At 70.1% G+C, this 12823-nt stretch carries 10 protein-coding genes; 2 read left to right on the forward strand and 8 right to left on the reverse strand.

Features of this window, described 5'->3' with window-relative positions; translation table 11 throughout:
- Positions 1–3 precede the first annotated feature (3 nt).
- From KCQ71_RS25150 to KCQ71_RS25165, 4 genes are all read right to left on the reverse strand, one after another.
- Positions 4–909 (reverse strand): carbohydrate ABC transporter permease, encoded by a 906-nt coding sequence (locus KCQ71_RS25150; RefSeq protein WP_223411440.1) that lies wholly within the window; start codon positions 907–909, stop codon positions 4–6.
- Complete coding sequence (locus KCQ71_RS25155; RefSeq protein ID WP_223411441.1) at positions 906–1928, reverse strand: ABC transporter permease; 1023 nt, start codon at positions 1926–1928, stop codon at positions 906–908. Before KCQ71_RS25155 ends, KCQ71_RS25150 begins: the two co-directional genes overlap by 4 nt.
- A complete protein-coding gene (locus KCQ71_RS25160) occupies positions 1929–3263 on the reverse strand; it encodes a polysaccharide pyruvyl transferase family protein (RefSeq protein ID WP_223411442.1) in 1335 nt (444 codons plus the stop codon).
- Positions 3264–3379: 116 nt separating this feature from the next.
- Complete coding sequence (locus KCQ71_RS25165; RefSeq protein ID WP_223411443.1) at positions 3380–5632, reverse strand: glycoside hydrolase family 127 protein; 2253 nt, start codon at positions 5630–5632, stop codon at positions 3380–3382.
- A 256-nt stretch (positions 5633–5888) separates the two neighbouring features.
- Here KCQ71_RS25165 and KCQ71_RS25170 point away from each other — a divergent pair, with 256 nt between their 5' ends.
- Entirely contained in the window at positions 5889–7337 is a 1449-nt protein-coding gene (locus KCQ71_RS25170; protein WP_223411470.1) for a lipase maturation factor family protein, read from the forward strand.
- Between the two features lie 23 nt (positions 7338–7360).
- Positions 7361–7702: an L-rhamnose mutarotase gene (locus tag KCQ71_RS25175; protein ID WP_223411444.1), complete on the forward strand. Its 342-nt coding sequence runs from the start codon at positions 7361–7363 to the stop codon at positions 7700–7702.
- Between the two features lie 34 nt (positions 7703–7736).
- Here KCQ71_RS25175 and KCQ71_RS25180 read toward each other — a convergent pair whose 3' ends face one another.
- The 4 genes from KCQ71_RS25180 to KCQ71_RS25195 form a co-directional block, all read right to left on the reverse strand.
- Positions 7737–9062 carry a hypothetical protein gene (locus KCQ71_RS25180; protein WP_223411445.1) on the reverse strand — a complete coding sequence of 442 codons (1326 nt, stop codon included), beginning with the start codon at positions 9060–9062 and terminating at the stop codon, positions 7737–7739.
- 77 nt (positions 9063–9139) lie between these two features.
- Positions 9140–10426 (reverse strand): outer membrane protein assembly factor BamB family protein, encoded by a 1287-nt coding sequence (locus KCQ71_RS25185; RefSeq protein WP_223411446.1) that lies wholly within the window; start codon positions 10424–10426, stop codon positions 9140–9142.
- A 12-nt stretch (positions 10427–10438) separates the two neighbouring features.
- Positions 10439–11179, reverse strand: a complete 741-nt coding sequence (locus KCQ71_RS25190; RefSeq protein WP_223411447.1) for an alpha/beta fold hydrolase — start codon at positions 11177–11179, stop codon at positions 10439–10441.
- 48 nt (positions 11180–11227) lie between these two features.
- A complete protein-coding gene (locus tag KCQ71_RS25195; RefSeq protein ID WP_223411448.1) occupies positions 11228–12796 on the reverse strand; it encodes a DUF3502 domain-containing protein in 1569 nt (522 codons plus the stop codon).
- Positions 12797–12823 lie beyond the last annotated feature (27 nt).

The raw sequence follows: 12823 nt of genomic DNA on the forward strand, positions 1-12823 counted from the left end.
TGGTCAGCCCTTCACGCCGCCGATGAGCAGGCCCTTGGTGAAGTGCTTCTGGATGAACGGGTAGACGATCAGCATCGGCAGCACCGAGATGAGCAGGATCGCCATCTGGATCGCGACCTGTGGGGGCAGGGACGATCCCTCCATGGCGAGGTCGTCCACCCCCATCGGGGTCTCGTTGACGACGTAGGTGCGCAGCACGAGCTGGAGCGGCCACTTCTCCGGCGAGTTGATGTAGAGCAGCGCGTTGAAGAAGCTGTTCCAGTAGGCGACCGCGTAGAACAGCGCGATGACGGCGATCACCGCCTTGGACAGCGGCAGCACGATCCGGGTCAGCACCAGGAACTCGCCGGCGCCGTCGATCTTCGCGCTCTCCATGAGCTCCGCGGGCAGGTCGAGGAAGAACTCCCGCATCACGATCACGTTGAACGCATTGATCAGCACCGGAAGGATCAGCGCCCAGTAGCTGTCGATCAGCCCGAGCTGCTTGACCACCAAGTACATCGGGATCATCCCGGGGCTGAACAGCAGCGTGAACAGCACGGCGAGCAGCATCGGCTTCTGGGCGTACATCGAGGTGCGGCTGAGCGCGTACGCCAGCCCGATCGTGCACAGCACGGACAGCGCGGTGCCCACCCCGGCGATCCCGAGACTGACGATCACCGAGCGGGTCACGACACCCCCGGAGAGCACGGCCCGGTAGGCGTCGAAGGTCGGGTCGGTCACCCAGAACACGAAGCCGCCGGCCCGGGAGATCTCCTCCTGGCTGGCCAGGGACGTCGAGATGACCGCGATGAACGGCAGGATCACCGCCAGGCAGGCCGCGCCGAGGACCACCGCCCGCCCGCCGCGTGCGATCAGGCTGGGCCGGCCGAAGACCAGGTTCGAGCGGGTCACGGTGATGTCGCTCATCTCGAGTACACCCCCCGCTCCCCGAACACATGGGCGAGCTTGTTGGCGCCGAGCACAAGGACCACGCCCACCACCCCCTTCACGAGGCCGACGGCGGCCGAGGTGCCCCAGTTCCCGCCGACGATGCCGTTGTTGTAGACGTAGGTGTCGAGCACCTCGCTGGCCGCCTTGCCGACGGCGCCCTGCTGCAGGACGATCTGCTCGAATCCGACGGTGAGGGCGTCGCCGAGGCGGAGGATCAGCAGCAGGATGAACACGCTGCGGACGGCCGGCAGCGTGATGTGCCACGTCCGACGCCACGCGCCGGCACCGTCCATCGCGGCCGCCTCGTAGAGGTTCATGTCCACCCGGGACAGCGCCGCGAGGAAGATGATTGTGCCCCAGCCGGTGTCCTTCCAGATGACCTGGGAGGTGATCAGGAGCTTGAACAGTTCCGGCACCCCGATGATCGAGAACGTGGCCATGTCATGTTCCCGGAAGAACGTGTTCAGCATCCCGGCATTGCCGAGGACCTGCTGGAACAGCGCCACCACGATCACCCAGGACAGGAAGTGCGGCAGGTAGAGCACGGACTGGACGCCCCGTTTGACCCGCTCGCTGAGCACGGAGTTCAGCAGCAGGGCCAGGGCGAGGGGCAGCGGGAACACGAACAGGACCTGGATCAGCGTGATGATCAGCGTGTTCGCGAGCGCGTTCAGGAACCTCGGATCGCCGTTGAAGATGACGTCGAAGTTGTCCAGGCCGACCCACTCGCTCTGGGAGATCCCGAGGAAGGGTTGGAAGTTCTGGAACGCGATGACGTTCCCGAGCAACGGGAAGTAGTGGAAGATCGCCACCACCGCCATGCCCGGAAGCGCGAGCAGGAGCAGCATCCGGTCCCGCTTGATCCGGGCCAGGGCGGTCCGGTTCGCGTTGGGCGACGGCCGTTTGGGCTTGCCCGTCGCGGATCCTGGCGAACGCGGTCCCCGCGTCCGGTTCGGTCCGGACGCCTTCGCCCGGTCCTTGATGGTCTCGGTCATCTACACACCTCCGACGGATACTTCGGACATCGCCTCGCCGATGCCGGCGGCCGGGCCGCCGTCGGTCTCAACACGCCCGACGGCGGTCCGCGCCATCTGCGCGAGGCGTTCGGTGGCCGCGGCGTGGGTGGCCACGACCCGCTCGGCCGGGCGGGTACCGCGGGTTGCGGCGATCTCGTCGAGCAGCCCGGCGAGCCGCGCCGTGGCGTCCTTGGCCTCGATCTCGACGACCGTCTCGCCCACCCCGAGGTCGGCGTACATCCGGCCCTTGATCGTCTCGGTGGGCTGGCGCAGGTAGATCGCGGGGGTCCCGACGGTGGTGGCCAGGATCGGGGAGTGGCAGTCCATGGTCAGCACGCCCGCGGCCCGGGCGTAGACGGCCGTGGCCGTGGGCAGGTCCCAGTAGTCGGCCAGCACCCGCACGTGCGGAGCCACGTCGCCCGGGAGGATCCGGGGGAAGTACTCCGCGGCCAGGTCGACGGCGTAGCTCATCTCGGGTCCGACGAGCACCGGAGTGCCGGTGCTGCGTACCCAGTGCGTGATCGCCCCGGCCAGGACCGCCAGGTCCGCGGGGTCGTGTGCGGCGTTGACCGCTTCCCGGTAGTGGTGCGTCCGGGCAGCCGGGATGTCGTAGATGCGGTGGTAGGGCGCGAACCGGGACCGCGGCACGGCCACCAGGAACTCCCCATGGGTCAGCCGGTACTCGGCGAGCAGGGCGTCGGCCGCGGCGTCGTCGAGAAGGTCGTGCGCGAATGTGGCGTCCGGTCCCCACTCGAGGAGCGGGCCGGTGACCTGCTGCCGGGTGAGGTAGTCGAGGGTGAGGCTGTCCCGGCAGTAGAGGAACTCGGCGCCGGCGAACAGGTCCCGGTCCCGCTCGGAGAGGTAGTCGCCGGGGAGCGCCGCAACCTGGGTCGCGGCCTGGTCCAGCGTGCTCGGGGTCTCCGGGCCGAACGGGTCATGGGTGATCCCGAAGAACCCGTACGGGCGACCGGTGGCCTGCCAGGCACGCATGTCGTCGCCGGCCACGAGACCGGCGGCCGAGCCGTGCACCAGGATGTCCGCCTCGGCCCAGGCCTCGGCGAGCTCCGGCGTGGTGGGCCGCCCGGCGGCGTCCAGGTCGCCGTCGACGATCCGCACCCGCGGCTGCCGCTCGGCGAACATCCGGCGTTCTCGCTCGCCCAGCCGGCACGGCCAGAGCGTCACCTCCACGTCGTCACCCTGAGCATGCAGCACACCGATCGCGCCGGGCGAGTGGGCGACGTCGCCGATGTTGGCGGTGGCCCAGGAGGAGCGGAGCAGGATCCGGCGGGGTCGTCCGGGTGAGGGGTGTGGCACGGGTTCTCCAGGTGTCGGGGAATTGTTCGGCTCGGCGGAGGGTATCCGGCGGGCCGGGTCAGGAGCGGGCGTCAGGTGTCTCGGTCAGGGGCTGTCTGGTCGGTGCGGAGCCGGCGTCATTCGGTGTCGATCCGGTGGACGTGGACCCGCGGCGGGACGCCGTCGCGGGTGGTGGCGACAATGCTCACGGCGCGCACGCGCCGGCCCGCCGAGAAGATCTCGTAGGCACTCGCTCCCGGCGCGACGTCGCGCACCAGGCGGGTGCCGGCCGAGGTGACGATGCGTAGGTCGACGGGTGCGGTGTCGAGGTTGACTGCGTGGACCGCGGCGTGGTGCCGGCCATCGGCCGTCCAGGTCTGGGCGGTGCCGGAGAACGCGACCGGGCCAGTGGTCTGCGCCACCTCGATCGTCGTGATCGCCATGGCGAGGTCGCCGGTGTGCGCCACCCGAAGCAGCGTGTGCGTGTGGGTGCGGCCGGGGAAGTAGGCCCGCTGCGTGGTCTCGATGGTCGCGGCACGATCACCGCCCCAGGAGAACAGGAACCGCAGGCCGCCGCGCGTGAGCGAGAACCAGGACGCCGTGACGCTCGCCGATCCCCCGGCCTCGACGACCGTGCCGTCGGAGAACTCCAGCACGTCAGCGGCCTGGACCAGCAGCGGCACCACCTCGGTGGCGGCTTCGCCGGCGGACACGGTGCGCTCGATGCCGTCGTGGCGGTGCAGCACATCCGTGGTCACCGCGCCGGCGGCGCTGACGTACCGGGCCGTGAACGGCCCGAGCGTCTCGGCCAGGTCGACGGGGTCGACCTCGGGGGCGCTCGCGTCCACGCCGTCATGGAACGTGGCCACCAGATCGGTGAGCGCGGAGTCGGCGCCGGACGCGGTCATCGTGGTCCAGTGGTCATCGGCCACGTTGTTCAGCGACAGCACCACCGTGCCGGCGGTCGGGTGCCAGAGGAGTCCGGTCCCGGACCGGATCCGGTCGTTGAAGCGCCGGCCGAGCAGGCTGGCGAGGTAGTAGCCTGCGCGGCGAACGAACAGCAACTGCTGGTCGACTGTGCCCTCCCGGTACTCGGTGAAGGTTCCCTCGGCGACCGGCCGCAGGTCCGCGGTGAGGGCGTCGAGCTCGGCCCGGCCCAGGTTCTCCGGCGCGATCGGCACGTGCATGTACAGCCGCGGCGAGGCGTTCGGCTTGACCAGTGGCGGGATCGGCTCGGTGCTCGCTGCCCACTCCGCACGCGAGGCCGCCTTGTCCTCCTGTGAGGAGGCGTACAGGCCGAGGTTCGGCACCTCCGGCAGGAAGGCGCGGGCCAGGGCGTAGCGGTCGCGGGAGTCGTCGGGGTAGAGCGTGCGGGTGCTCGTGGAGTTGCGGGCCGAGGCAGCCGCGAAGTTCACCCAGCCGGGCGCCCCGGGCTCCGGCAGCATCACGTACTGGGCGAAGTCGGCCCACCGGCGCGCCATGTCGACCAGCTGGGGGTTGCCCGTGAGCAGGTGGAGGTCGGCCAGGTCCGGCATCATCACGTCGAGGTTGTAGCCGTTGTCGTAGATGAGTGGGTCGTGGAAGTAGCCCGCCGGTGCCTGCCCCTGCGCGGCGAGCAGCGCGATCCGGTCGTCGAGGTCGGCCGCAAGCTGAGGGTCACCGATCACGACCGAGGCGTGTCCGACCCCGGCGAGCCCGCCGACCAGTTGGTTGGTGACCCGCAGCGGCGTGTCCCAGTGGCTCAGCGACGTGTCCATCAGCCACTGCGCGGCATGCCGCATGGAGGCCTCGAGCTCGACCTGACGGTCGGGCAGCAGGTTCTCCTGCTTGAGGTCGCGCTGCAGGCTGCCGAGGGAGACCAGCCCGAACCCGGTGGTGGCCAGACTCTCCTCCTCGTACGTGACCGGCCACGCGCCGCGCGGTCCCTGCAGGCCGAGGTAGTAGCCGATCGCCGCGTCGAGGCGAGCCTCGAGATCGGGGTCGAGGTAGTAGGGGTTCCAGGGACGTTCGTTCACGAGGAACCAGGACAGAGTCGAGACGTGCTCCATGATCCGGGAGTTGCGCGGGTGGTTCGGAGTGCGCCACCAACCGTCCTCCATCCAGCCGAACAGCTCGGGGTCGTCATCGACCACGCTGTTCGCGAGCGGCGCGAGGATGAGCAAGTACTGACCGAACACCTGCTCGTGGGGGGCGAAGGCACTCCGGTCCGGGGCGCCGTCCGGCAGCGCGTCGACGAGCGGCAGCACGGTCCCGTCCGAGGTGGCCAGCGCGCCGGGGGCGGCCAGGGAGTCCGCGCCGAGGGCCGCGATGGTGGCGGCCCCGATGCCGAGGAAGCCGCGCCTGGACAGCGGCGGGAGCGCTGTGACGCGGATCGACTGACGCTTGGACATGGAGACCTCTCCTCTGCGGCGTTGCTCGAAAGGGACTACGGGATGATGCAACGTTGCCATCAACTCATCGGATGCAAGGTTGCATCACGCAGGCAGTCCTGTCAAGGGGGAAACCACACACTCCCCAGCTGCGCAACCGCCGACCGCGCGGAAGCCCGCGGCCCACCGGATTCGGACCGTGGCCTTCCGCGCGTTCGAGGCAGGCGGACGCGAGGGGCGGGTGGCATGGGTGGGTCGGGGCGAGCAGGCTGGGGACATGGACGCCTGGCTCTCCGCTGGCGGCTGGTTCGGCACCGAGAACTACGATGCCGCCCGGTTCGTGCTGCAACGCGGGATCGCGGCGATCTACCTGATCGCGTTCGTCGCCGCGCTGCGGCAGTTCCCAGCACTGCTCGGCGAGCGCGGGCTGCTACCGGTGCCGCGCCTGCTCGGGCGAGTGCCGTTGAAGGGGGTCCCCACCCTGTTCCGGTTCGGCTACACCGACCGCCGGCTGCGCCTCATGTGCTGGGTGGGCATCGCGCTCGCGGCGACCGTGATCGCCGGCCTGCCGCAGGCGGGGCCACCGTGGCTGCCGATGATCGCGTTCTTGGCCTTGTACGGGCTCTACCTGTCCCTGGCGACCGTGGGCCAGGTGTTCTACGGCTTCGGCTGGGAGTCGCTCCTGCTGGAGGCCGGGTTCCTGGCGGCGTTCCTCGGCTCGGACCAGGTACCGACCCCGATCATCGTGATCTTCGCGTTCCGGTGGCTCGCGTTCCGGGTCGAGTTCGGCGCGGGCCTGATCAAGATCCGCGGCGACTCGGTCTGGCGGGACCTCACCGCGCTCTACTACCACCACGAGACCCAGCCGATGCCGGGGCCCCTGAGCTGGTACTTCCACCACCTGCCGAAGCCGCTGCACAAGGTGGAGGTCGCCGCGAACCACGTCGTCCAGCTCATCGTCCCGTTCCTGTTGTTCGCACCGCAGCCGGTGGCGACGTGGGCCGCGGCGGCCGTGATGGCCACACAGGCATGGCTGGTGATCTCCGGGAACTTCGCCTGGCTGAACTGGCTCACCATGCTCATCGCGTTCTCCGCGGTGGACGACGGCGTGCTCTCGGCATTGATCCCTGCCCTCGCCCCGACCGGGGCGACCCGGGCCACCCCGGCCGCGTTCGCCGTCGTCGTCACGGGAGTCGGCCTGCTGACGCTGGTGCTCAGCTACTGGCCGGTACGGAACCTGATCTCGAGGCACCAGCGCATGAACGCCTCGTTCAACCGCTGGCACCTGGTCGGTGCGTACGGAGCGTTCGGGTCGATCACCCGACGGCGTCACGAGATCGTGGTGGAGGGGACAGCGGCGGCCGACCCCGACGCGGCCGACTGGCGCGAGTACATCTTCGCCGGCAAACCGGGCCCGGTCGATCGCCGGCCGCGACAGTTCGCGCCGTACCACCTGCGGCTGGACTGGGGCATGTGGTTCCTCGGGCTCGGGTCCTCCTCGCAGTACGCGTGGTTCGACCCATTCCTGGACCGGCTGCTGGCCGCCGACCCGGCCACACTGCGGCTGCTCAAGGACGACCCGTTCGACGGCGAACGGCCGGCCTGGGTGCGCGCGCGGATGTTCGCGTACCGGTACTCGACGCCGGCGGAGCGCCGGCGCAGCGGCGCGTGGTGGGTGCGGCGGGAGATCACCGAGCTGGGTCGGCCGCGGCGCCTCGCCCCGTGACGCTCGCCGCTACGATGCCGGGCGTGGAGACCCACCCCGCGCCGGTGAAGCGCGTCGCGTCCGTGATCGGTGTCGCACCCGAACACATCGAGGCCTACGAACGGCACCACGCCGCCGTCTGGCCCGGCGTGCTGGCGGCGCTGGCGCGCTCACACGTGCACAACTACTCGATCTACCGGTTCGGCACGACGCTGTTCTCCTACTTCGAGTACCGCGGCGAGGACTACGAGGCGGACCTGGCCGCGATCGCCGCCGATCCGACCACGCAGGAGTGGTGGTCCGTGGTGAACCCGCTCCAGGAGCCGATGGATGGGCTCCCGGCCGGGCAGTGGTTGGAGATTCAGGAGGTGTTCCACACGGACTGAGGTGCCTGCTGCACCGACGTGCCGGCGTCCGGAGTCAGGTCCGCGAGTACAGCGTGAGCTGCCCGTCGACGAGCACGGCGAGGGCCTCGTCGGTGTCTGCCACCCGGGCGCCGTCAGCGAGGTAGAGCTCCCAGAGCATCTCGCCGTCGGTCACGCGCAGCCCGAGCAATCGGGTATCGACGATGCCCTCGCGTCCGTATTCGACGGCGTGCACCAGGAGCCCGGACGCATCACCACGGCAGGGGCACAGCACCAGATCCGGGATCGACCAGAGCCGGGTCCCGGTGCTGACGCGGCGCCCGCCGCTGTCCGATCCCGTCAGCAGGATGACGTCGCCGAAGCGGGCCACCGGCTGTTCCGTCGGACCCTGCCAGAGAAGGTCTCCGTCCCAGGTGACGGCATCGGTGGAACTCCCGTCGCTCTCCGACGGCAACATCGCCACCGCCGGCGACGACCCGTCGTTGATGAGACTCGGCCAGCCGAGTCTGGGCAGGTCAAGTACCTCATCCGCGCCGGGCAGCAGCAGTTGGGTTCGCTCACCATCCCAGGAGATCAACGCGCGGTCGTCGGGATACTGCGACCACGAGCCAGGTATCTGCTCTCCCGTTGCGGCGCGGTACAGATCTCCTGTGCTGAGCAGGACGAGATCGCCCTCCTGCACCCGCACACGCGGCGTCTCGTCGCCGACAGTCTCGACCCCGGCGGCGAGATTGGGGGCCGCGACCGAATTGGACCAGCGCAGTTCCGCGGGATCAAGGCCGGCATGCAGCGTGAGTTCGTAGCCGGCGTCACCGGCTTCGGTCAGGACCACCAGGTCGTCGCCGCGGAGGGTGGCCGACACCGCACCTGGGAGGGCCACCTCACGGACGTCGCCGCTGGAGTCGACGATCGCCACCAGTGCGTTGGCGCCCGCTCCGGAGATGCAGACCGCCATGACGTCCGGCGCCGCGTCAGCCACCGCGCACCGCTGCACGTCGGAGACGGCCGAGCGGAGGGTTCCGTCGGCGCGATCGTAGGCGTCGAGGCGATCCGGGCCCGCGACGAGCACGGACTCCTCCTCGATCGACAGTGATGTCAGTTCTGTTGCCGGGACTGTCAGCGGGACCGTCCATTGCTCCACCGGCGGGCTCGACCAGCCGGGACCCACGCCCCAGCTCGGGCCCGGCGGTGGTGGCGGAACGGTGAGGATCCCGGCGATCACGAGGATGACTGAGACGCCCGCCCACAGCACCAGCGGCCGCGGCACGCCCTGGCTCTTCCTGCGACGGTCAGCCGGGACGGGCCCGGTCTCGTCGCCGTCCTGGGCGGCCGTGGGCTCGTCGAAGTCGAGATCGAACTCCTCAGCCCTCCCCCGTGCCATTCGGTCATCCTGTCGTGAGTTCGCCGATCGATCTGGACACGGACGGGCGCTCCGCAACGCCAGCGCAGTCCCGGGCGCTAGTTCCGTGAGTACAACGTGAGCTGCTGGTCTGATAGCACCGCGAAGGCGTCGTCAACGTCGGCCACCAGGGCGCTGTCGGCGAGTGGCAGCTCCCAGAGCACCTCGCCGTCGGCGATGCGCAGACCGATCAGTCGGGAGCCGGTCCGCACGCCCTCGGGCCCGAAGGCGTGCAGCAGTAGCCCCGACGAGTCCCCTCGGCACGGGCAGTGGAAGTTCTCCGGTCTGGTCCAGAGCAGGTCCCCGGAGTCGGTCGCCCGCGCGGAGATATCTTCGGGCCCGCCGATCAGGATCACGCCATCAAGACGAGCGAACGGGTACCCCGACGGCGCCCGCCAGCGCACCTGCCCGTCCCCGGCCACCGCCGCCACGTCGCCGCGCTCGGACTGCACGATCGCCACCGCCGGAGGTGAGCCGTCGTCGATCAGGGCGGGCCAGCCACGCCCCGGCAGGTCCAGCAACCCATCGGTGCCCGGCAGGATCTGTTGCGCGCCCCCGCTGTCCCATGAGACCAGCGGGCTGTCGCGCCGCTGCGACGCCCACGAACCCGGGATCTGCTCTCCGCTCGAGGCGCGATACAGCCCCCCAGTGGTGACCAGCAGTAGGTCGTCACGTGCCAGGATGTCGGGTGGTGCACCGCCCAGCTGCTCGTCGGGAACCTCGACGGCCGTGGTCCACCGCAGTGCGGCTGGATCGAGGTGGGCGTGCAGGGTGAGTTCGTAGCCGCCCGCCGCATCTTCAGTGAGGGCCACCAGGTCGCCGCGGTGGAGCGTGGCGGCGACCACCCCGGGAAGAGCCACCTCCCGCACCGCGCCGTCCTCGCCGACGACGGACACCCGTGCGTCGGCGCCCGATCCCCACACGCACACCGGGGTGGTTGCCGCGAGTACGCACTGTCCCATGTCGGTGGCGGCCCAGCGGCGGGTCCCGTCGGCGCGGTCATAGGCGTCGACGCGGCCCTCACCGACGACGAGCACGTGATCCTCCTGGACGGACATCCACGTCCGGTCTCCGGCCGGGACCGCCAGCGGCACCGTCCACTGCTGTACCGGCGCGCTCGACCAGCCGGGGCTCACACCCCAGCTCGGGCCGGGCGGCGGTGGCGCGACGAGGATTCCGGCCACCACGAGCAGGACCGCGACGCCGGCCCAGAGCGCCAGCGGGCGGGGCCGGCCTCGGTGCTTCCGCCGCCGACCGGCCGGCCCGCGGGGTTCCTCGGTCCCGTCAGGGCCAGGGTCGGGCTCGTCGAAGTCGAGAACGAACTCCTCGGCCGCGCCCCGTCCCATCCGGTCATCCTGTCATCGACTCGGCGCGATCGAGCCCAGGGTGTCGAGCCAACTTCTCAGGTCGCCGGCGAACCGGGCCGGGTCCTCGAGGTGGAGGTAGTGCCCGTGGCCGGGCCACACCAGGATGTCCGTTGCACCCGTCCGCCGGTCGAACGCGGCCGCCGTCGCCGTGGAGTAGACGGCGAGGGTCGGCCGGGTGCGTCGAGCCAGCACGCCGACGCTCGCCGATTCGAGACCGATCGCATCGGGGTCCAGGTATTCCGAGCGGAGGTACGTGACGAACGCTGCGGGGTCGCATCCGTGCAGGTCGTCGAGGACCGCGGTGCGGACGTCCGTCGGTGTCGAGGGTCCGAACGCCCCCTCGACGAACGTCTCGACGGTGGCCGACGGTGCCTTCTCGATCGCACCCGCCCACTCCTCCAGTGCGGCCCGGTCGCCGTCGGGATGCCCGTATGCGGGGTCGATCACGACCTCGGCGACGACGAGGTCGGGCCGTGTGACGTGGGCGAGCGCCGTGACCTGACCACCGAGCGAATGCCCCACCAGGATCGCCGGGCCGTCCGACTCCAGTGCCGCCAGGACGGACGCAACCGCACCCGGGACGGTGGGCACCCCGGCCGCGCCGGCGTGGCCGGGGAGGTCGATGGCCGCGGACCCTCGTTGCCAGGACAGCGCCTGTCGGATCGGGTCCCAGGACCGCGCGGAGCCGCCCCAGCCGTGGACGAAGAGTATGCGCGGCAGATCAGCGGACACGGGCCCGCTCCGTCAGGACCGAACTTCCGTCGCTGACAGCGACCTCCATCAGCCCTGATCGGCCAGATACGCGTCAGCCTGCGTGCGCAGTTCGTCCAGGACCTTCTCGTAGCCGGCCGTCTCCATGGCTCGCTTCAGCTCGTCGAGGCCTGGGTCCACGTCCTTGGCACCCGCCCACAGGGGCAAGCCGAACTCGGCGATCGCTGCGGTGATCTGGCTGTGCTCGGTCTCCACGGGGCCGAGATCGGGGATGAACGAGGAGAACGGGTCGCGCTCGAAGTTGTTGTAGTCCTGGGACCACGTGAACAGTTCGTCCTCTGAGTCGGACATGTCCGCGGCCTTGCGCTCGCGATCCACCCGCCAGCTGAGCGCGTAGCCGGGGAAGTTGGCGTAGGTGCCGAGCTGGCGGTATCGGTCGCCGTCCACCAGTTCCCAGTCGGTCCCCTCGATCCCGTACTGCAGCAGGTCGTGGTTCTCCTGCTTCGAGACCCAGTCGAGGAGCTGTAGAGCCCGGGTGTTGTCGCTGCCCGAGGCGTTCAGGACCACCATGTTGTCCGCCTGGAACGTCTGATTCGGGCGCGCGGCCAGCCCATCAGCGAACGGCATCACGTTCATCAGGGATGCGCCCGGCACGGCTGCGCTCAGTTCGGGCAGCTGGGAGGACGTGGACGTGCCGTCCGTGATCGCCCACACCGACGCCGCGCCGCCACTGGTGAACTGTCCCTTCGCCGTCGCCGTGTCGATGTTGAGCATGTCGGCGTTGATGATGCCGTCCTCGTAGTACTGACGCACCCGGCGCAGCGCGTCGACGTACGGCTGGTGCTCCCAGAACGGCACCAGGTCGCTCGATCCGGTGCTCGCGGCGTCCGCGGCTGGCACGAAGAACAGCGAGTCGGAGGAGAAGAACACCGGGATGACGCTCGGGTCCTCCCAGCCCTCGGGGAAGAACACCCCGGTCGGGCCGCCGAGCACGAGCCAGGGACTGGCGCCACCGCGGATGAAGCCCGGGATGCCCTCGCGCTGGTGCACGTCGTACCAGAACTGTTCGAGCTGGTCGAAGGAATCGATCGATCCGCCGGCGTAGCTGTCCACCAGGTCGGCGCGGAGCGTGTAGTGGTGCAGGCGGGCGGCGCTGTTGACGGCGGGGATCCCGTACACGGCGCCGTCCGGCCAGCGGTTGGCGTCGAAGGCGTCCTGGGCCACCGTCACCTGCAGTTCGGGGTAGTCGCCGCTCGCGAATGCACCGTCGAGCCCGACGATCGCGCCCGACTCCACGAGCTGGGCGATGTTCAGCCAGCGAGCGCTGAGAGCTGTGTCGAAGTCCTCCCCGGCCGTGAACTTCAGCAGCGACTGGGCCGCGTAGTTGGACCAGGCGATGAACTCCGGTGCGATGGTGAAACCGAGATCGGCCTCGAGCTTCTCGTTCACTGCACCGAGGACCCGGTCCCATTCCGGAGGGACGTCGCCGGGAAGCAGCAGGCTGAGACTGCCGCCGGAGGTCGATCCACCCCCGCCGCTTCCGTCGCCGCAGGCCGCGAGTGCGCCGACGGCGCCGAGCCCCGCGGTGCCGAGGAGGAAGGAGCGCCGGGACAGCCCAGCATCATTGATCGCTGCCATGGTCTTGCCTTTCTATGGGGGAGGGAA

This window comes from Occultella gossypii (assembly GCF_019947135.1).
In the GTDB taxonomy this organism is placed as follows: domain Bacteria; phylum Actinomycetota; class Actinomycetes; order Actinomycetales; family Beutenbergiaceae; genus Occultella; species Occultella gossypii.